Here is a 19,133-nt window from a genome sequence, read left to right as displayed (position 1 = left end):
TTCTGTTACCCCAGTTATCGGGTTGCCCCTCACCAGATCGGGCCTGCGCTTGCACCCATCCCTATTTCCGGCATCCTGGGTCCGTGAGGATGACCGTTCCGTTACCAACGGAACAGACTGATGAGGGTAATTATTGTGCTTGAAGCCTATCGCAAACACGTTGAAGAACGCGCCGCCCAAGGCGTCGTGCCTCAGCCGCTTAATGCCGAACAAACCGCTGGTCTGGTAGAGCTCCTGAAAAACCCGCCTGCCGGTGAAGAAGAATTCCTGCTTGATCTGCTTACCAACCGCGTACCCCCGGGAGTGGATGAAGCTGCCTACGTCAAAGCCGCCTTCCTGTCCGCGGTAGCCAAGGGTGAAGCCACCTCCCCGCTGCTGGACAAAGTCCGCGCCGTGGAACTGCTGGGCACAATGCAGGGTGGTTACAACATCGCCACTCTGGTCGAACTGCTGGATAACGAAGAGCTGGCAGCCACTGCCGCCGAGCAGCTCAAGCACACCCTGCTGATGTTTGACGCCTTCCACGACGTTGCCGAGCGCGCCAAGAAAGGCAACCCGCACGCCAAGGCCGTTCTGGAGTCCTGGGCCGCCGGCGAGTGGTTCACTGCCAAGCCCGCCGTTCCGGAAAAAATCAGCCTGACCGTGTTCAAGGTGCCCGGTGAAACCAACACCGACGACCTGTCCCCGGCCCCCGATGCCTGGTCGCGTCCGGACATCCCGCTGCACGCCCTGGCCATGCTGAAGATGCCCCGTGACGGCATCGAGCCGGTCGAGCCCGGCGTTATCGGTCCGCTCAAGCAGATCGAGGAAATGAAGGCCAAGGGCCTGCCGGTTGCCTACGTCGGTGACGTTGTCGGTACCGGTTCTTCCCGTAAGTCCGCCACCAACTCGGTCCTGTGGTTCTTCGGTGACGACATCCCCTACGTGCCGAACAAGCGCGCCGGTGGTTTCTGCTTCGGCACCAAGATCGCGCCGATCTTCTACAACACCATGGAAGACGCAGGCGCCCTGCCGATCGAGTTCGACTGCACCAACCTGAACATGGGCGACGCCATCGACGTCTACCCCTACGAAGGCAAGGTCTGCAAGCACGGCACTGACGAAGTCATCACCACCTTCGAACTGAAGACCCAGGTGCTGCTTGACGAAGTACGCGCTGGCGGCCGTATCCCGCTGATCATTGGTCGCGGTCTGACCGAGAAGGCCCGCGCCGAACTGGGTCTGGGTTCCTCCGACCTGTTCCGCAAGCCCGAAGCCCCCGCTGACAGCAACAAGGGCTTCACCCTGGCCCAGAAGATGGTCGGTCGCGCCTGTGGCGTCGAAGGCATCCGCCCCGGCACCTACTGCGAACCCAAGATGACCACCGTCGGCTCCCAGGACACCACTGGCCCGATGACCCGTGACGAGCTGAAGGACCTGGCCTGCCTGGGCTTCTCCGCCGATCTGGTCATGCAGTCGTTCTGCCACACTGCGGCCTATCCGAAGCCGATCGACGTCAACACCCACCACACCCTGCCCGACTTCATCCACAACCGTGGTGGTGTCGCGCTGCGTCCGGGTGACGGCATCATCCACAGCTGGCTGAACCGCATGCTGCTGCCCGACACCGTCGGTACCGGTGGTGACTCCCACACCCGTTTCCCGATGGGCATTTCCTTCCCGGCCGGTTCCGGTCTGGTTGCCTTCGCCGCGGCCACCGGCGTCATGCCGCTGGACATGCCGGAGTCGGTACTGGTGCGCTTCAAGGGCGAAATGCGCCCGGGCATCACCCTGCGTGACCTGGTCCATGCCATCCCCTACTACGCCATCCAGCAGGGTCTGCTGACTGTCGAGAAGAAGGGCAAGAAGAACATCTTCTCCGGCCGCATCCTCGAAATCGAAGGCCTGACCGGTCTGACCGTCGAGCAGGCATTCGAACTGTCCGACGCCTCGGCCGAGCGTTCCGCTGCCGGCTGCACCATCAAGCTGCCGGAAGACGCCATCGCCGAGTACCTGAAGTCCAACATCACCCTGCTGCGCTGGATGATCGCCAACGGCTATCAGGACGCCCGTACCCTGGAGCGCCGCGCCCGTGCCATGGAAGCCTGGCTGGAGAAGCCGGAGCTGCTGGAAGCCGACGCCGACGCCGAATACGCAGCGGTTATCGAGATCGACCTGGCCGACATCAAGGAGCCCATCCTGTGCGCGCCGAACGATCCCGACGATGCCCGTCTGCTGTCCGAGGTTCAGGGACGCCAGATCGATGAGGTATTCATCGGTTCCTGCATGACCAACATCGGCCACTTCCGCGCTGCCGGCAAGCTGCTGGAGAAGAGCAAGGCTTCCCTGCCGACTCGTCTGTGGCTGGCTCCGCCGACCCGCATGGATCAGTACCAGCTGACCGAAGAAGGCTACTACGGCATCTACGGCCGCGCCGGCGCCCGCATGGAAATGCCCGGCTGCTCGCTGTGCATGGGTAACCAGGCTCGCATCAAGCCCAACTCCACTGCGGTCTCCACCTCCACGCGGAACTTCCCGAACCGCCTGGGCGATGGTGCCGACGTGTTCCTGGCCTCCGCCGAACTGGCCGCTGTTGCTGCGATCCTCGGCCGCCTGCCGAGCGTTGAGGAATACATGAGCTATGCCGCCGACCTGGACAGCATGTCCGGCGAGGTGTATCGCTACATGAACTTCAACGAGATCGAGTCCTACCAGAAAGCTGCTGCCAGCATTCCGGTAATCGAAGTCTGATTACTCGGTAATCGGTAAAAAGCCCCGCCTGGGTGACCAGTGCGGGGCTTTTTTGTGGTTGTCACCGGAAAACGCCGCTACCACAGTGCATTAGTGCTTGTATGCCTGTGCAGGCCTCTGCGTTGGTACACCCCTGCTACGACACGCTGCAAGTACGTCCGTGTAAGCTCATTGATGACATCCATGTCATCAAACGGTCGTATCAGGGGTGTCCCAACGCAACGGCGGAAACTCCGAGGGGCTGAGGGTTTGCTTCCAGCAGCTCGCAGTTTGTTGGCGGGCTGGGGGGCAGGGTTGTGCCGACCGTCGGTTTTCAGGGATGAAAACCGCGAGCTTACAGGGACGTACTTGCAGCGTGTCGGCACAGCCCTGAACCCCAGCACGGCCTGGCACGGACGCACAACCAGGAGACCACATTGCAGTTCCTTCGCAGAGCTAAACAGCGATGATGTGCTCAGACTAGGAATATAGTCCCAGCATCGCCCGCCGAATCGACTCCGTATCCGTCGGACGCACCAGTCGCTCCACTTCCTGCCCGTCGCGCAGAAAGATCAGCGTGGGCCACAACTTGACTCGAAATGAGCGCCCGAGTTTACGGCCCGGTCCATCCTCCACCTTTATATGATGCAAACCGGGGTGCTCATCAAAGGCTTCGGCCAGATAGGGCTGGGCGGCCTGGCAGTGGCCGCACCAGTTGGTGCCGAACTCGAGCAGCACCGCCCCCTTGAGGGCATCCACTTCCTCACGGGTGGGCGGTGTGTCTGAATAGTGGGTGAGCATGGGCATAGGAAGCTCCTGGGTTGGGAATCAGGGGTATCATGCCGCTGGACAGCGCTGGCCCGTCAGACCAACTCCGCCCACAGGTCATACTCATCGGCTGCAGTCACCCGCACACTGACGATGTCCCCTGGATTCATCGGCTCGTCGGTATCGATATAGACATTGCCATCGATTTCCGGCGCATCGGCCATGGAACGGGCGATCGGACCGTCCTCGTCGACCTCGTCGATCAGTACCTGGATGGTTCTGCCGATCTTCTGCTGCAGGCGCGCAGCGGAGATAGCCTGCTGGTGCGCCATGAAACGCTCCCAGCGCTCCTGCTTGATCTCGTCCGGCACCGCCTCCAGTCCCAGCTGCTCCGCCGGAGCACCCTCCACCGGGGAATACTGGAAACAGCCGACACGGTCCAGCTGCGCTTCGGTCAGCCAGTCGAGCAGGTACTGGAAGTCCTCTTCGGTCTCGCCCGGGAAGCCGACGATGAAGGTCGAGCGGATGGTCAGATCCGGGCAGATATCCCGCCATTTGCGGATCCGCTCCAGGGTTCTGTCTTCGAAGGCCGGCCGCTTCATCGCTTTCAGCACCTTCGGACTGGCGTGCTGGAAGGGAATATCCAGGTACGGCAGGATCTTGCCCTCGGCCATCAGCGGGATCAGCTCGTCCACATGGGGATAGGGATAGACATAGTGCAGACGCACCCAGACGCCGAGTTCGCTCAGTGCCTCGCACATTTCGGTCATGCGGGACTTGACCGGACGACCGTTCCAGAAACCGGTGCGGTACTTGATATCCACGCCATAGGCGCTGGTGTCCTGGGAAATGACCAGCACTTCCTTAACTCCGGCCTTGACCAGCCGCTCCGCCTCGCTCAGCACCTCGCCCACTGGCCGGCTGACCAGCTTGCCGCGCATCGAGGGAATGATGCAGAAACTGCAGCTGTGGTTGCAGCCTTCGGAAATCTTCAGGTAGGCGTAGTGGCGCGGGGTCAGCTTGATACCCTGCGGCGGCACCAGGTCGATCAACGGATTGTGCTCGGTGCTCGGCGGCACCACCTCGTGCACAGCGCTGACCACCTGCTCGTACTGCTGGGGACCGGTTACCGCCAGTACGCTGGGGTGCACATCACGGATGGCGCCCTCCTCCACCCCCATGCAACCGGTGACTATCACCCGGCCGTTCTCGGCGATGGCCTCGCCGATGGCATCCAGTGACTCGGCCTTGGCCGAATCGATGAAACCGCAGGTATTGACCACCACCACATCGGCGCCTTCATAGGTGGGCACGATATCGTAGCCTTCGGTGCGCAGCTGGGTGAGGATTCGTTCGGAGTCAACGAGTGCCTTGGGGCAGCCAAGGGAGATGAACCCGACGCTGGGGTTCTTCCGGGAGGGGATTGGGGTTTCGGTCATCAGTCAGCCACGGCGTGTCGGGAAAAAAACGTGGCGTATTCTATCCGGCGGTCTGGAACAGCGCCATAGCGGAGACAGACCGCCGGTCACCGAATGCCGGCAGAGAACCGGATTACTTTCTCTTGCGTCGCAAACGCTCCATGAGAACCCCGCGGGCTCGCCATGAGGCAATCTGTCGTTCGAGGAAAAGCAGATAAGTGCGCCGTCTGGCGCGACGTCTCCGGGTCTTGCGGCGTAATCGGACGCGCCGTCGTCTATCCATTTTCGCTGTTGCCTTGATTACCGATTGATGTCTGCCAGCCTGCCCTCCTGGCGGCTACGGGTCATCGAGTCCCGCTGACACCGCCAGTTATATCAGATGGCGGAAAACCTGACATGGACTTCCCTGCACCAGGGCCGGGATGCCGATGGACGGAAGGCCCTGCGGCTGCCCGCAGGGATATCCGAGGCAGCGCCGGACCTCAGCGCTCCTTGATCTCGCGGACGTCACTCTGCGGGATCTGATTCATGCGACCACTGTGATCCTCGTATTCGATCATGCCGGTGTCATCGTCGATTTCCGGCTTGTTGTCCGACTCGATCAACTGACCGTCGCTGGTACGGATCAGGTGATCGTTGGAGCAGCCGACCAGGGTCAGCATACCGGTGACACAGAACATCGCCAGCAACCAGTTCTTCATGGTAATTCCCTCGTGTTTGCGACAACTTGTCTGAAAGTACGCAACTTGTGACAAGACGTTCACCGAGACGGTTCCGCCGGCAATACGTGAACCCCGCCTGCTCCCGGTCCGTCAGCGGTTCCATGAATGACCCGCAATCAATCCCGGCGAGCGCTCTGGAATAAGCCTTCAGGCGGGGGCAAACTAGCAACCGGATACGAATTCAGAGGGATGCAACCATGACAGCCATTGCTCTTCAGGACCTGATGTCGCCCCACGGCGTGTGTTTCGGCTGCGGCGGCGCCAACCCCAATGGGCTGCACATCAAGAGCTACTGGGACCAGGACCAGGTCCATGTGATCACCCGGCATCTTCCGGAGGAGAAGTACTGCGGCTGGCCTGATCTGGTGTACGGCGGCCTGCTGGCCATGCTGGTGGACTGCCATTCCAACTGGACGGCGATGGCCTATCACATGCGCGAGGCCCAGGCCCGGGGTGAGGAGCCGCGCAAGGTCAACTGCGTGACCGGCAGTCTGGGAATCAAGTACATCAAGCCGACCCCCATGGGGGTGGAGCTGACCCTGCGCGCCCGGGTCGACGGCCCGCTAGGGCGCAAGAGCCGGGTAATCTGCGAGATCTACGCGGGAGACACTTTGACCGCCATCGGCGACTCGGTGTTCGTTCGGGTCGACGCGAGCCAGCTGGCGGAGCAGGCCCACGGCCGGGCCTGATCATCCCGCTGCAGGGGCTGTCAGCGCCCCTGCAGATAGGCGGCAACCGCCGCGATATCCTCGTCCTTGAGCCCTCTGGCCACTCCCACCATCGGAGAGGTACTGGCTGCCGGATCCATCTGCCGGAAGCGCTTGAGCGCGGTCTCGACGTATTGCGCCGGCTGACCGGCCAGCCGAGGCATGTTGCTCACCCCCTGGGCATCGGCGCCATGGCAGGAAAAGCAGTAGCTCTGGAAGATCCTCTGGCCGGCCGCCGCCTTCACCGGGTCCGCCCCTTCCCGCGGCCGGGCGGTCTGCTGGCTGTAGTACACGGCAATGTCGATTCGCTCCTGCAGCGACAGAGCACGGGCCAGGGTCGACATCACATGGTCCTCCCGTCGGCCATCGCCGAACTTCTCGAACTGTTCGAACAGATACTGCGGGTGCTGGGCCGCCAGGTTGGGGATGAAATCGCGTTTGCTGTTGCCGTCCTCGCCATGGCAATAGCCGCAGAAGCGGATACGCTCATGCCCGGCATCGAAACTGGCCTGACGCCGCTGATCGTCAGCCATGATGGCCTCTAGCTGCCGCATCGCCTCGTCCGTGGTCGCCGCCTGAAGCTGCGAGGCTGCAGCCATTCCCATTGCTGATGCGATGACAAGGTTCTTCAAGAGTTTACTGCGAATCATGAGCATCCTGCCGTGAGAAAAAGCAGCAGTATAGCCTGAGGCCAGCCGCAGGAATTGAGCTGGATCAATAACCCGGCCGAATGCTCAGCCCTGCCCGCTGGCCGGCAGCCACCAGGCCAGCAGCAGCGGGATCAGCAGAAATGACAGCACCGTGGAACAGATGACCAGACTGGCCACGGTTTCCGGGGAGCGCCCGGCGCGCACCGCAAACAGGTAGTTGAAGACCGCCACCGGCATTGCCGCCTGCATCACCAATACGGCCTGGGCCAGAGGCGGAAGGTCAAGGCCGAGGGCGACCACCCAGCCAATGGCCGCGCCACAGAGCATGCGCACACCACCCAGCGCGAACCCCCGCCCTATCTGCCGCGGCCGGATACTGCCAAGGGAAACGCCCAGCGTCAGCAGCATCATCGGAATGCTCAGACTGCCGAGCAGGCTGACGGTATTATCCAGCCAGCGGGGCAGCGACAGATCCAGCAGCAGTACGCCGACCGCCACGCACAGGCTGATGATGACCGGGTTGAGCAGCAGTCGGCGCCAGGACTGGGCGGCACCGGAGAGCATGAGACCCACGCTGAAATGACCGACGGAAAGCACCACGAAGAACGCCACTGCCAGGGCCAGACCCGCCTCGCCAAACGCATAGAGACTGATCGGCAGTCCCATGTTGCCGGTATTGGGGAACATGTAGGCCGGCACCAGCACCCGCGCGTCCGTAGCCAGCAGACGGCTCAGCACCAGACCCACCATAGCCATCAGCCCCGTGATGATCACACAGGCCAGGGCGACCTGACTGAATACACCAAGGTCGACCTCCGCCCGGCTCAATGTGGACAGCACCAGGCACGGCGTACTCACGTTCAGGACCAGACGGGTAACGAAGTCGGTTGGATAGGGCTGACCGGAACGCGCCCAGCCATACCCGATTCCCGCGACTATCAGCACCGGCGCCATGACCGCCAGAAGTTCGACAAGCATCCCCATATCCTTACGCCCGCGTTGCCGCCCGATCGGTCTCAGGACCGGGAACGGATGCGGATCTGTTCATAGCCGCTGCGGGTCAGCAGTACCAGATTACGGGTAGTGGCATAGATACGCCCCTCCCGCTTGAGCTGATCAATGAAGCCGGCGTGCAGCTCTGCATTCAGCCAGTAGAAATCCCGGCCTTCCACCAGTTCCTCTTCGCAGGTCTTGAACAGGCGGAAACTGCTGCCCTTGGCCAGGCCGTTGAGTTCATCTATCTGGCGCAGGCTGAGGGTCTGCTCGCCGGCGAAGGGAATGGGATCGACGGATGCCATGTTGATAACCGTACAACTGGTAAAAGTGCGGTCACCATAGCAGAAAGCCCTCCTCCCGGGTGACCCGACCTCGGTAAAACCGCACTTTTTTCTACCGCTCCGGTCAGACCTACCAGAGACGGTGTGTCCGTCGATAACAAGAGGAAGACATCATGGGTGGGAACAAGATTCTGGGCATCGTGCTGCTGGTGGTGGGACTGATCATGCTGTATTTCGGCTGGCAGTCCTCCCAGTCACTCGGCGATCAGGTTGCCGAAACCTTTACCGGTCGATTCACTGACAGCACCATGTGGCTTCTGCTGCTCGGCGCAGCGGCAGCGGTAGGCGGCATACTTCTGGCGGTCGTTCGCCGTTAACCAGCAGACTGGCCGGGACGGACATTCATGAGGACCGTCCTGCGTCTGTTGGGCTGGACAATGCTGGCGGCCATCACCGCCTGGCTGATCTGGTGGCAGCCGTGGCGCTGGCTGCCACCCCAGTGGAATCCATGGGAGCCGCTCGCCATAGAGCATCCCATGACCTTCGTCAGCAAATGGAAGCTCGGGCGCCTGGCCGACGAACCGGAGCGCTGCCTGGACATACTGCAGCGCGCACCGGACGGCGCCATCAGTTACACCGCGCTTGAAGACTATACCCCGGTTGCCGGATGCCCCCTGTCCAACGTGGTACGCATCAGCCGCACCGGCCTGACCTACAACAGCAGCTTCACCCTCGCCTGTCCCCTGGCCGTGGCCTGGGTCATGTTCGAACGCCAGCAGCTGCAGCCGTTGGCCGAGCAGCACCTTGGTGCCCGAGTTGCGAGGGTCGATCATTTCGGCAGCTTCGCCTGCCGCAACATCTACAACCGCAACAATGCCAGGAAAAGCCAGCACGCCTCAGCCAATGCCCTGGATGTTGCCGCCTTCCGCACGGCCGATGGCAGGCGAATAAGCGTATTGGATGACTGGGACAATTCCCGGGACAAGACGCGTGAAGACTTCCTGCGTGAAGTGCACTCCCGGGCCTGCGGTTATTTCGGCACCGTATTGGGCCCGGACTACAACCAGCCGCACGAAAACCACTTCCACTTCGAGGGCGGCAGCTTCGGTATCTGCCGATAGGGGAAAAAGAAGCCGGCCCCGAAGGGCCGGCTGTCAGACTCAGTACGGGCAGTTGCCGCGGTACTCGGAGATCTTGCGATCGGAGGTGTGGTTCGGGCCGCAGAGGAACTGGCTGTAACGGGTATCCTCGTCGAGGAACCGCTTCATCCAGGAAACCCCGAAGCGGCTCAGCACATCGTTGTTCAGGCCGCCGCCATTGGCGCAGTAGTGGGTACCATTGTTGATTTCCACAAAGGCCTTCTCGATGCCGTTGGGCAGGCGATTGTAGAAGGGCGACGCATGTGCCGCCACCGGCGCGATGATGTCGGCCTGACAGGCGAAGATCAGGGTCGGTGCCTGCGAACGCCCGGCGTAGGTGCTGACGGTATCCCAGGGCGCCAGCGGAATGGCTGCCTTGATACGGCCCTCACTGGCTACGCGCAGTGTACCACCGCCGCCCATGGACCAACCGATCACACCCAGGCGATCGGTGTCGATCATCCCGCGCACCGGGCTGGTACGACTGCTGTTCTGGCTGATCAGATAGTCCAGCGCATTGTTGATCTGACGGGCGCGGCTCGGCGGCTGGTCGAAACCGGTGTTGGTGTCGATGGTCATCACCACGAAACCGTGGGATGCCAGCTTGGGACCCCACCAGTCAATGGACGACTCGGCCGAAACGAAGCCCGGGATCACCACAATCGCCGCCATGGTGCCTTCCACACCGGTCGGGTAATGAATGGTACCGCCGCCGAAGCCGCTGACCAGACCCGATACCCGGCTGGTACGGGTGCTGTAGGGACCGCTGCTTGCTTCAAGGAAAGAGACGGTCGGATCCGGACCACGGGCGTAGGGGGAATCACCACCAGGGGGCGGATCTGCCGGAGGGTTGGTGGCGAAGGCCGACGCGGACATCAGCAGTGCCCCTGCCGCGATCATGGAAAGCAGCGATTTCGGGAAGATGTTATTGATCATTGTTACTCCAGGAAGTTGCTGTTTGATTTGTTTTTGTTAACTCATCATGTTGATGTCCCGGACGAGAAATTCCATCAACAGCACCGGAGTATTGAAAGTGAGGAAGAGCCCGTCAACACCCGAATGGCAAGTTCACCCGAATGAGTTATGCGGACTGTCCACTTTCTTCATACAACCGAAAAATAAACATGTTTTTCGTTATTGCACAAATGGTTACATAGAAACAAGCTCACTCTTTCGAGTGATATGGCGAACTAACACATACCCTTTCAGCGGCGCTGTAAAGTTTGTTATTAAGAGGACAGATACAAAACTCCCAACAGCCGCTTCTGGCCGCTTACTTCAGAGAAGCTGCAGCGTAACCCATAATGTCAATGCGCCAATATACGATTCATACCCTTCGCCATCTTGATGCGCGTCCGGCTTTATCAATTGACGGCGAATTCAGGACCGCAGATCATTGGTGCTTGCAACGCCGCAGGGATACCACACATGTTTCAGAATCTGGATTGGCTGCCGGACAACTTTGTCATCTCCGATGCCGTACTGAGCCTCATCGCCAGCTCGGTGATACTCATCGTTGTGGTGATGGTGCTGCGCGCACTGACCGCCCGCTTCATTCTGCGTACCGTGCAGTCCCCCGAGCTGCGCGGCCGTTGGCTGGTGAACTCGCGCAACGGCTTCCTGCTGCTGATGCTGCTCGGGCTGGTGATGATCTGGGGTGAGGAGCTGCGCACCCTGGCCCTGTCGATCGTCGCTATTGCCGTGGCCTTCGTGGTGGCAACCAAGGAGCTGATCCTGTGCATCACCGGCTCCATTCTCAAGAGCGGATCGCGCTCCTTCGTTCTGGGGGATCGCATCCAGGTCAAGGACCTGCGCGGTGACGTGATCGACCAGACCCTTCTGGCCACGACCATCCTAGAGGTCGGCCCCGGCAAGCATCTGCACCAGCGCACGGGACGGCGGATAGTGATACCCAATGCCCTGTTCGTTTCCGAGCCGGTGGTCAACGAAAGCTTCACCACCCATTACGACTTCCATGTCTTCACGGTTCCCTTCAAGCGCGAGGACAACTGGCAGCTGGCCCAGGCGGCACTGCTGGAGTCGGCCAATCGCCACTGCCAGCCCTACCTCGAGCTGGTGCGCCGGTACATGAGCAAGATCGGCAATCAGCGCGGGCTGATGATGCCTACCGTGGAGCCGCGGGTGACGCTGCAGGTCCCTGTGGCCGGCGAGATACATCTGACCGTGCGCCTCCCGGTCAAGGTGGGGGAGCGCAATTTCATCGAGCAGAACATCCTCAATGAAGTGTTTTCGCAAAATGACTTCTCTCCGGAGAGCCGCAGAAAGCAGGCTGCTGCCACTGCGACCAGTGCCAACGCCAGCGCGGACTGACCCATGTATCCCTACCTGCTGCTGATTCACATCCTCGCCGCCACCGTATGGACCGGCGGCCACCTGGTACTGGCTCTGGGGTTGCTGCCCGGCATTCTGCGGCGGCGCGCGGTCGGTGAACTGACTGCGTTCGAAGCGGCCTACGAGAAGTGGGGCATGTCCGCGCTGATCATCCAGGTGATCACCGGCCTGTGGCTGGCCCGTATCCGCCAGCCGGATATAGCCAGCTGGTTCACTGCCGAACATTTCCCCTCACGGCTCATTCAACTCAAGCTCGCCCTGCTGGCAATGACACTGCTGGTGGCGATCGATGCACGCCTGCGCGTCATACCCCACCTCAGCGAACAGACGCTGCCCGCCATGGCCCTGCGGATACGCCTGGTGACACTGCTGGGCGTGGCATTCGTGGTGGTCGGGACCAGTTTCCGTACCGGTCCCTGGTGGTGAGCTGGCTGTACCCCGCTGGTCCATGCCGGGCATCAGTGGTATGATTTGATTCCATTCAATTGAATTCAAATCATTATCCATGCCTTCATCCTCACCCCGGGATCGTTTCGGTATCCGGTTTTCCATGTTGTCGCGCCTCTGGCGCCGAACCATCGACCAGCAGATGGCCGCCGTCGGTCTGTCCGATATCAGCTGGGCTCCCCTGATCCATCTGGCCGAATCTGGCGACGGCGTCAGTCAGAAGGAACTTGCCTCTCTGGTGGGCATTGATGGCTCCAGCCTGGTCCGTCTGCTCGATACGCTCGAAAGCCGCGGCCACATCCAGCGGCTGACCGCACCCGAAGACCGTCGCGTCAAGCTGGTCATGCTGACCGAGGCGGGCAAGGTTGCCGTAAGCCAGATCCGCGAGCAGCTGCGCCACATAGAACAGCAGATGCTGGCTGACCTGACCGATCCGCAACTGGAAGCGATGCTCGACGCTCTCGAGCTGATTCACCGCCGGATCGGTCTGCTCAACAGCGGATCAACAGATGAGTAAGGTACGGGCGATTACCCCCTGGCTGGCGCGCCGGGGCTTCGATGTAGCGCGCATGGGATTCGGCCTGCGCACTGCCCTCGCCTCCTGCCTGGCACTGGTGGTCGCCTGGCTGATGGGGCTGGAACATCCGCAGTGGGCAGCGATGACCGTATGGGCCGTGTCGCAGCCGGTACGCGGCATGCTGGTGGAAAAGAGCCTGTTCCGCGCCCTGGGTACCCTGATAGGCACCCTCTTCGGGGTAGTGCTGGTGGTGGTTGCCGGCGATAACCTGCCGCTGCTGGTACTCAGCCTGTCCCTGTGGATCGGCCTCTGCGTGGGCATCGGCAATCTGCTCAGTGGGCTGGTCTCCTACGGCGCGCTGCTGTCGGGTTATTCGGCCACCATGGTGGCACTGCTCAATACCCAGCAGCCTGCGGGGCAGATCTTCGCCCTGGGCAGTGACCGCATGCTTACCGTGATGACCGGCGTGCTGGTCGGCCTGCTGGTGGGCCTGATCTTCACCCCGCGCAATGCCGAAGATCATGCTGCGCTGCGGGTGAGACGCACCACCAGCGATATCCTGCGTGCCATGGCGGCTGCCTTTGCCGGAGATACCACGGAAACCCGCGCCGACAAGGCGCATCGATTGCTGGAACGCATTGCCAGTGCCGAGCAGCTGTTCGATATCAAAGCCGCCGGCTCCGTGCGCAGCCACCGCAGCGTCCGTGCCCTGCGCGCTCTGGTGCAGGCGCAGGTGGGCGCCGCCTACTGGATACGCAGCGCCCGCCATCTGAATCAGGACGAGCACATGGCCAGCGCCCTGTGCGAAGCTGCCCGCATCCTCGAGGAGAACGCACCGGCAGACAAGGTTCTTTGTGCCCTGGAAGCTGCACTGGCCTGCAGCACCGACCGGGCGACAGCGGATGTCCTGCGCCAGCTGCTGGACAGTCAGCGCGAACATCTGGCTACCGAAGGCGACGATACCGGCATGACCGCCATTCGCAACCGTGTGGTGTTGCACCGCGACTGGGTCGGTGCCCGTCAGGCGGCTGTGCGCGCCTTCGGTCTCTTGCTGCTGATCGGTGTGGTGTGGATTCTCAGTGGCTGGTCGGTCGGCGCCTACGTGATGCTCGGGGCCTCGGTGATGATCACCCTGTTCTCTACCTTCGAGGCGCCTTCGCGGGTCATGGGGCATATCTTCATCTGGCAGTCGATTGCCGCCCTCGCCGCGCTCAGCTGCCACTGGCTGTTATGGCCGCTGGCGACCAGTGAATGGCAACTGATCGCCCTGCTCAGCCCGTTCATTCTGTTGATAGTCCCCTTCTTCGCCCATCCCAGGCTGGCCAGCGGGTCCCTGGATTACGTGATGGCACTGTTGCTGCTGTCGCATCCCGTGCTGCCGCTGGAGCGGACCTTTGCCGACTCCCTGGTGATTGCCGCTGCGGTGGTCTCTGGTCCGTTGCTGGCCTATATCGCCTTCCGCTTTGTGTGGCCTGCTGATGCTCGGCGCCGGCGCCAGCACCTGACCGGCATGATGCTCAACGAGCTGGCCGGCATGGCACGCAACCCCATGGCACCGGCCCGGCACCAGGTCTGGCGGGTGCGCCTGCATCACCGCCTGCTGAAGCTCATCCAGAGCGTCAATCGCAGTGCCGAGCCGCTGCAACCGGCGACCAGTGCAGCCCTGGCGGTACTGGCCATCGGTGATGCCATCCAGCAACTGCACCTGCTCAAGGCCGGCACCGACCTGCCCCGCCCGCTGCAGCGCCGGGTGACCATGGCCCTGCTGCGCCTGGAGCATCTGCCGGAGAACCCCCAGGCTGCGGTACGCAGCCTGCAGAAGGTTGCCACACTGCTGCAGCAGATGGGGCACCCGGCTGCCTGGGATGTGGATAACGCCGCCCGCGGCATTGCCACCAACCTCGCGTTCTTCCAGCGACACTGAGCCGGAGCGGCCATGGGAGCGGTGTGCCCTGCCGCTTCCGTGTCCTGCTCCGCTCCCGGCCCGTCTATCCTGTTACTGAAGTCATCATGGACAGGAAACATGACAGGTCGGCTGACCCGCGCATTTCGCGTTCTTCTGAGCTCCTACGTCACCACCGGCTTCTCCGCCGGGTTTGGACTGATGCTGATCGCCGGGACAGCCTGGTTGCTGCAGGGTCAGTTTGTGGCCTCGGTGATGGCTGTGGGCGCCATCATCTGCATTCCACCGGACCATGCCGCGCCCCGCCGGGGCAAGCTCGGCAGCCTGCTGCCGGCGGCGCTGGTAGGATTGCCGCTTTTTGCCGGCGTCCAGTTGCTGCAGGATCAGCCGCTGTATCTCGGCATGCTGCTGGTACCGGCCACCTTCTTCGCCTTCCTGGCCGGTGCCTGGGGTTCCCGCGGCCTGCCGGTGGTGATATCCATCATGTTCGCCATGACCTTCTCCATGGCGGTGCCCCGGCATCTCAGCCAGGGTAACCTGTTAACCACCTGCATCTATTTCACCAGCGGCTCGCTGCTGTATGTGCTCTATGCCACCCTCGCCAACGCGCTGCTCAACAACCGCTATCGCCAGCAGTTGCTGGCCCAGTCGCTGCTGGCCCTGGGCAGCCTGATGCGCAGCCAGGCGGACCGTTTCGACCCCACTACCGATACCCCGCCGATCGGCGAACTGATGCAGAAGCAGGCGCAACTGGCCGAGCAGCTGCAGGCGGCCCGCGACCTGTTGCTGGAATCACCGCGTACACCCCGCCGCCAGCAGCTGGCGGCGATCATGATCAATGTGCTGGAGATCCGTGACCACCTGCTGGCCAGCGAGCTCGATCTGGACCTGGTCAGATCCCACCCTGAGGCAGCGCCGGTACTGGTGGAAATGCACGCCCTGCTCGACCAGATGGCCGATGAGCTGGAACGGCATGCCGATGATCTGCTGTTCTTCCGCCGCTCGGCACCGCTCAATGACTGGCGGCCGGCGCTGGCGGCGTTGAATCGCATGCCCCAGCGGCTGCCTGCCCAGGAAGCACAGGGTCCCTCGCTGACCACATTGCTGCGTGGTCTGACCAATCGTGTCGGCCTGATCAACGATGAGATTCTACGGGTCAACCGCCTGGCCAGGGGCAAGGTCGAGCCGGACCTGAAGGCAGTGCGTACGGCCTGGAAGCTGTTCGTCAGCCCCACCAGCTGGTCACTGCGCCCATTGCGGATGCTCTGGCACTGGGATGCACCACCCCTGCGCCATGCCCTGCGGGCGGCGTTGGCGATAGGTACCGGCTACCTCATTTCGCTGGCCCTGCCCTGGGCTACCCATGGCTACTGGATACTGGTCACCATAGTGGTAGTGCTGCGCGGCAGCCTGTCCCAGACACTTGAAAGGCGCAACAGCCGGGTCGCCGGCACTCTCCTGGGCTGCGCTCTGGCCGGCGCCATTCTCTCGACCCAGGCTCCCCCGCTGGTGCTTCTGGTCGTAGTGCCGCTTGCCCAGGCAATCTCCCACTCCTTTGCCGTGCGCCGCTACCTCATCACCGCCGTGGCGGCGACCGTTGTCAGCCTGGTGCAGGCCCACCTGATCAGCGCTGCCGACGGCCCCATGTTCAACATGCTGGAACGTATTGCCGACACCGTGATCGGTGTCACCATTGTCTGGGGCTTCAGTTATGTGCTGCCCTCGTGGGAATGCAATCAGATCCCTTCGCTGGTCCACCGAGCCCTGCAGGCGCAGGCCCGGCATGCGCAGATCGCGCTGAGCCTCGGCCAGTTCAATGCGGTGGATGACGAGCCCGAGCTCGAGTGGCGCCTGGCCCGCAAGGAGGCTTACGACAGCCTGTCAGCGCTGGTGATGGCCACGCGTCGGTCCCTGGTCGAGCCCCGGGCAGTACGTCCGGCACTGGAGCCCCTGGAACAATTACTCAGCCATGGCTATCAGCTGCTGGCGCAACTGACCACCGTCAAGACCATGCTGCTGATGCGGCGGGACGAGGATCAGAGCGACATCCAGCCGGTATTGCGCTCCGCCACCGAGGAAATCAGCAACAGCCTGCGCGATGGACGCAGCGGCGGGGCCAGCCCCGAGTTCGTCCGGATCGAGTGGGGAAATCAGGAGGAGTTCAGCGACCCCTTCGTGTACGACCTGAAGCCGTGGATACTGCGGCGTCTGAACATGGCTCAGGAGCTCGCCGCGAACATGGCCAGGGATGCCAGTGCGGCATTGAAACCTTCAGGGGAGCAGCGACTCCCCTGAGGCAGAAGGTCAGACCAGCTCGTTGCCGTTGCGGCGGGCTTCGCGGGTATCGCGCAGTACCGCACTGACGATCAGGCCGAGCATGACCAGGGTGAGAATGGGCCAGATGAGGATGTAACTGCCATAAATCAGGGTTTGCATGTGTAATCTCCTGTTGAATTCAGCAGCCCGCAGACGGCAGGCTGCCCGGTCGCTCAGCGGGCGGTCAGGGTGCCTTCCGGGACATCATCCTCGGCAGGCTTGTTGTAATCACTGACACGCTGCTGAATGGTGTCGAAGTCGAAGCGCTCACTGCTGGCCAGGCTGATGGCGATGCATACCAGGGTGCTGACGCCATAGGCCGTCAACGACGACAGCAGCACCGTGTACTCGCGCAGCTGGCCCGCGCCGATCCAGCCTATTACCGCTGTAGCGATGAAGAAGGCGAGCACACCCAGGCGCTTGCCGAAGAACCCGAAGGTCATGAGCCCGGCCACTACACCGGCGCCGATGGCCGCCAGCAGTTCCATACCCAGCGCCAGCGCACCGGTCATCGGCAGCAGCTCGAAACGCACCACGCTGAACGCCAGCAGCGCTGCTACTACTGCCCAGGTAAAGGCCGCATTGGTGACCCGATCCCAGAAACAGCTGGCAATCACCGGGAATACGATGGCACCCCAGAGTGCACCCACGAATACCAGCATCACCAGGATGTCGAAGGACATGCTGGCCAGGATCATGCCCAGCACAGTGGCAACTATCATGGTAGTGCGGCCGATGATGAGCATCTTGCGCGGATCGGCACGGTTCTTGGCGATATTCTTGCCATAGACGTCAGCCATCATGATCGCCGACAGCGCGGAGAGGTCGGAGTCGGCGGTGGACGACAGCGAGCCTATGACCAGGATGAAGAACAGACCGATGAAGAACGGTGGCAGGTAAGTCGACACCATCTGCGGAATCAGGTTGTTCATGTTGCCATCCAGGGGCTCTATGCCCACGGTCAGTGCCATGAGCCCGATCATGCCCAGACCGATGACGATGGCCCCGTAGCTGATGGTGGCGGTGATGAAGGTCGGCTTGATGTGCGACTCATCTACTGCAAACAGGCGCTGGGAGATGGTCTGGTTGCCGATGGCATAGGCCAGTACCGCGACGAAGTACGGCGCGCCCTGATGCAGGAAGGCCTCTTTGGAGAACAGGTTGGCCTGTTCGCTGGTCAGGTTGGACAGGTTGTCTACCACCACTGACGGGCCTCCCATCGCGAACAGCACGGCCGGAATGATTACCACGGCAATGGCCATCATCGCGATCAACTGGGCGAAGTCGGTGAATACCGAAGCGCGGAAACCCGAGTAGAAGGTATAGCTGAGCACGCCGAGCCCCGCGATCACTATGCCGGCCTGGAACGACAGCGGGGACAGAACGGACACCAGAGCGCCGGCCGCGGTGAGGTTGACCATCAGGCTGATGACAGAGCCCAGCAGGTTGGAGAATGCCAGAATCAGCTGACTGGAGGCTCCGTGCCGGGCGTGGATCAGCTCGCCCAGGGTGGCGGCGTTGGGCGCCAGCTCACGGAAGCGACGGCCGAAGGGGTAGATGAACAGAATCATCAGCGCGCCCCAGAAACCGTAGTGCAATGGCCCGGACACCCCATAGGTGTAGCCCGAGGTAGCGGCAGCGTAGAAGGAAGCGGCCCAGACCCAGGTCGCGGTCATGCTGGCCGCGCCCATGCCGAAGCCGATCCGGTGGTTGGAGACCATGAAGCCGTCGGCATCATTGGCATCGTGCTTGATACGTCGGGACAGCAGATAGGTACCGCCATAGAAGGCGACCATCAACAGCAGTACTGTCGTGGTGGAAAACTGGAACAATTCTGAGTTCACGGAATCACTCTTTTTACTTTGCGCACGAAACATCACCCGGCAATTACGGGTTCGTGCACTCTGGTTGATACGAAAGTAACGGATGGTGTGGCGCATGGGTGCCGTAGTGTCGGCGGCCGGTGCGCGCAGGCTGGATCAGGCTATGTGTAGCCTTTGTATGCAGAGTGATTGCGGGGTGGAACTTTGTAACGGTCTGAAATGCCGGAGGTGGCATTCAGATGGGTCAACGTGTGCATGACTTGGTTTCTCCGATCGTACTGATCTGCCGCTCGCCGGCGGCTGCGTACTACTCCTGCTGTACTGATTAGGGGGGAGTTTGGCTTCTCACAGGATCGACAAGGTTACAGCTCTAACCTTATTTAGG

The 19,133-nt window shown here is 61.9% G+C and carries 18 protein-coding genes; 9 read left to right on the top strand and 9 right to left on the bottom strand.

What is annotated here, in order from left to right; genetic code table 11:
• Window positions 1-135: 135 nt before the first annotated feature.
• On the top strand, window positions 136-2,730 hold the full coding sequence (acnB, locus tag BM046_RS08445) for a bifunctional aconitate hydratase 2/2-methylisocitrate dehydratase (protein WP_090538699.1): 2,595 nt from the start codon (window positions 136-138) through the stop codon (window positions 2,728-2,730).
• A gap of 459 nt (window positions 2,731-3,189) precedes the next feature.
• On the opposite strand, the gene BM046_RS08440 is transcribed toward acnB, so the two are convergent.
• From BM046_RS08440 to BM046_RS08430, 3 genes are all read right to left on the bottom strand, one after another.
• Window positions 3,190-3,516 carry a thioredoxin family protein gene (locus BM046_RS08440; RefSeq protein ID WP_090538650.1) on the bottom strand — a complete coding sequence of 109 codons (327 nt, stop codon included), beginning with the start codon at window positions 3,514-3,516 and terminating at the stop codon, window positions 3,190-3,192.
• A gap of 56 nt (window positions 3,517-3,572) precedes the next feature.
• Window positions 3,573-4,916, bottom strand: a complete 1,344-nt coding sequence (gene rimO / locus BM046_RS08435) for a 30S ribosomal protein S12 methylthiotransferase RimO (protein WP_090538649.1) — start codon at window positions 4,914-4,916, stop codon at window positions 3,573-3,575.
• Window positions 4,917-5,377: 461 nt separating this feature from the next.
• Window positions 5,378-5,596, bottom strand: a complete 219-nt coding sequence (locus tag BM046_RS08430; RefSeq protein ID WP_090538648.1) for a YgdI/YgdR family lipoprotein — start codon at window positions 5,594-5,596, stop codon at window positions 5,378-5,380.
• A gap of 218 nt (window positions 5,597-5,814) precedes the next feature.
• Between BM046_RS08430 and BM046_RS08425 the strand changes: the two genes are divergently transcribed.
• Window positions 5,815-6,306 (top strand): PaaI family thioesterase, encoded by a 492-nt coding sequence (locus BM046_RS08425; RefSeq protein ID WP_090538647.1) that lies wholly within the window; start codon window positions 5,815-5,817, stop codon window positions 6,304-6,306.
• Between the two features lie 20 nt (window positions 6,307-6,326).
• On the opposite strand, the gene BM046_RS08420 is transcribed toward BM046_RS08425, so the two are convergent.
• From BM046_RS08420 to BM046_RS08410, 3 genes are all read right to left on the bottom strand, one after another.
• The gene (locus BM046_RS08420) at window positions 6,327-6,923 is read right to left on the bottom strand and encodes a c-type cytochrome (RefSeq protein WP_235818604.1); all 597 of its coding nucleotides are present in this window, start codon (window positions 6,921-6,923) and stop codon (window positions 6,327-6,329) included.
• A 135-nt stretch (window positions 6,924-7,058) separates the two neighbouring features.
• Window positions 7,059-7,952, bottom strand: coding sequence for an AEC family transporter (locus BM046_RS08415; protein WP_090538645.1), 894 nt, complete (start codon window positions 7,950-7,952; stop codon window positions 7,059-7,061).
• Window positions 7,953-7,990: 38 nt separating this feature from the next.
• Window positions 7,991-8,272, bottom strand: coding sequence for a hypothetical protein (locus tag BM046_RS08410; RefSeq protein WP_090538644.1), 282 nt, complete (start codon window positions 8,270-8,272; stop codon window positions 7,991-7,993).
• Window positions 8,273-8,424: 152 nt separating this feature from the next.
• Here BM046_RS08410 and BM046_RS08405 point away from each other — a divergent pair, with 152 nt between their 5' ends.
• Both BM046_RS08405 and BM046_RS08400 read left to right on the top strand, forming a co-directional pair.
• The gene (locus BM046_RS08405; protein WP_090538643.1) at window positions 8,425-8,628 is read left to right on the top strand and encodes a DUF3185 family protein; all 204 of its coding nucleotides are present in this window, start codon (window positions 8,425-8,427) and stop codon (window positions 8,626-8,628) included.
• 27 nt (window positions 8,629-8,655) lie between these two features.
• Window positions 8,656-9,372: an extensin-like domain-containing protein gene (locus BM046_RS08400; RefSeq protein WP_235818603.1), complete on the top strand. Its 717-nt coding sequence runs from the start codon at window positions 8,656-8,658 to the stop codon at window positions 9,370-9,372.
• A gap of 39 nt (window positions 9,373-9,411) precedes the next feature.
• Here BM046_RS08400 and BM046_RS08395 read toward each other — a convergent pair whose 3' ends face one another.
• Window positions 9,412-10,326, bottom strand: a complete 915-nt coding sequence (locus BM046_RS08395) for an alpha/beta hydrolase family protein (RefSeq protein ID WP_090538641.1) — start codon at window positions 10,324-10,326, stop codon at window positions 9,412-9,414.
• A 492-nt stretch (window positions 10,327-10,818) separates the two neighbouring features.
• Here BM046_RS08395 and BM046_RS08390 point away from each other — a divergent pair, with 492 nt between their 5' ends.
• The 5 genes from BM046_RS08390 to BM046_RS08370 all read left to right on the top strand — a co-directional run bounded on the left by BM046_RS08390 (window position 10,819) and on the right by BM046_RS08370 (window position 16,904).
• Window positions 10,819-11,721, top strand: coding sequence for a mechanosensitive ion channel domain-containing protein (locus BM046_RS08390; protein WP_090538640.1), 903 nt, complete (start codon window positions 10,819-10,821; stop codon window positions 11,719-11,721).
• Between the two features lie 3 nt (window positions 11,722-11,724).
• On the top strand, window positions 11,725-12,168 hold the full coding sequence (locus tag BM046_RS08385; RefSeq protein WP_090538639.1) for a CopD family protein: 444 nt from the start codon (window positions 11,725-11,727) through the stop codon (window positions 12,166-12,168).
• Window positions 12,169-12,292: 124 nt separating this feature from the next.
• Window positions 12,293-12,706 carry a MarR family winged helix-turn-helix transcriptional regulator gene (locus BM046_RS08380; protein ID WP_218150017.1) on the top strand — a complete coding sequence of 138 codons (414 nt, stop codon included), beginning with the start codon at window positions 12,293-12,295 and terminating at the stop codon, window positions 12,704-12,706.
• Window positions 12,699-14,630, top strand: coding sequence for an FUSC family protein (locus BM046_RS08375; RefSeq protein WP_090538637.1), 1,932 nt, complete (start codon window positions 12,699-12,701; stop codon window positions 14,628-14,630). Before BM046_RS08380 ends, BM046_RS08375 begins: the two co-directional genes overlap by 8 nt.
• A 99-nt stretch (window positions 14,631-14,729) precedes the next feature.
• Window positions 14,730-16,904, top strand: a complete 2,175-nt coding sequence (locus BM046_RS08370) for an FUSC family protein (RefSeq protein WP_090538636.1) — start codon at window positions 14,730-14,732, stop codon at window positions 16,902-16,904.
• A 9-nt stretch (window positions 16,905-16,913) separates the two neighbouring features.
• Here the strand turns inward: BM046_RS08370 and BM046_RS16315 are convergent, their stop codons facing one another.
• Both BM046_RS16315 and BM046_RS08365 read right to left on the bottom strand, forming a co-directional pair.
• Entirely contained in the window at window positions 16,914-17,045 is a 132-nt protein-coding gene (locus BM046_RS16315; RefSeq protein WP_218150016.1) for a putative transporter small subunit, read from the bottom strand.
• A 53-nt stretch (window positions 17,046-17,098) separates the two neighbouring features.
• Window positions 17,099-18,769, bottom strand: a complete 1,671-nt coding sequence (locus tag BM046_RS08365; RefSeq protein WP_090538635.1) for a sodium:solute symporter family protein — start codon at window positions 18,767-18,769, stop codon at window positions 17,099-17,101.
• Between the last annotated feature and the right edge of the window lie 364 nt (window positions 18,770-19,133).

Source organism: Halopseudomonas formosensis, assembly GCF_900115905.1.
GTDB lineage: Bacteria > Pseudomonadota > Gammaproteobacteria > Pseudomonadales > Pseudomonadaceae > Halopseudomonas > Halopseudomonas formosensis.
The sequence above is the reverse complement of the archived record's forward strand: the minus strand, read 5'-3'. Positions and strand labels throughout refer to the sequence as shown.

Bases quoted from the DNA above. Each gene is read 5' to 3' on its own strand.
- BM046_RS08370 (WP_090538636.1), top strand. From the start codon at position 14,730: ATGACAGGTCGGCTGACCCGCGCATTTCGCGTTCTTCTGAGCTCCTAC.
- BM046_RS08400 (WP_235818603.1), top strand. From the start codon at position 8,656: ATGAGGACCGTCCTGCGTCTGTTGGGCTGGACAATGCTGGCGGCCATC.
- BM046_RS08415 (WP_090538645.1), bottom strand. From the start codon at position 7,952: ATGCTTGTCGAACTTCTGGCGGTCATGGCGCCGGTGCTGATAGTCGCG.
- BM046_RS08440 (WP_090538650.1), bottom strand. From the start codon at position 3,516: ATGCCCATGCTCACCCACTATTCAGACACACCGCCCACCCGTGAGGAA.
- BM046_RS08395 (WP_090538641.1), bottom strand. From the start codon at position 10,326: ATGATCAATAACATCTTCCCGAAATCGCTGCTTTCCATGATCGCGGCA.
- BM046_RS08380 (WP_218150017.1), top strand. From the start codon at position 12,293: ATGTTGTCGCGCCTCTGGCGCCGAACCATCGACCAGCAGATGGCCGCC.
- BM046_RS08385 (WP_090538639.1), top strand. From the start codon at position 11,725: ATGTATCCCTACCTGCTGCTGATTCACATCCTCGCCGCCACCGTATGG.
- BM046_RS08420 (WP_235818604.1), bottom strand. From the start codon at position 6,923: ATGGCTGCAGCCTCGCAGCTTCAGGCGGCGACCACGGACGAGGCGATG.
- BM046_RS08410 (WP_090538644.1), bottom strand. From the start codon at position 8,272: ATGGCATCCGTCGATCCCATTCCCTTCGCCGGCGAGCAGACCCTCAGC.
- BM046_RS08405 (WP_090538643.1), top strand. From the start codon at position 8,425: ATGGGTGGGAACAAGATTCTGGGCATCGTGCTGCTGGTGGTGGGACTG.
- BM046_RS16315 (WP_218150016.1), bottom strand. From the start codon at position 17,045: ATGCAAACCCTGATTTATGGCAGTTACATCCTCATCTGGCCCATTCTC.
- BM046_RS08425 (WP_090538647.1), top strand. From the start codon at position 5,815: ATGACAGCCATTGCTCTTCAGGACCTGATGTCGCCCCACGGCGTGTGT.
- BM046_RS08430 (WP_090538648.1), bottom strand. From the start codon at position 5,596: ATGAAGAACTGGTTGCTGGCGATGTTCTGTGTCACCGGTATGCTGACC.
- BM046_RS08375 (WP_090538637.1), top strand. From the start codon at position 12,699: ATGAGTAAGGTACGGGCGATTACCCCCTGGCTGGCGCGCCGGGGCTTC.
- rimO (WP_090538649.1), bottom strand. From the start codon at position 4,916: ATGACCGAAACCCCAATCCCCTCCCGGAAGAACCCCAGCGTCGGGTTC.
- BM046_RS08390 (WP_090538640.1), top strand. From the start codon at position 10,819: ATGTTTCAGAATCTGGATTGGCTGCCGGACAACTTTGTCATCTCCGAT.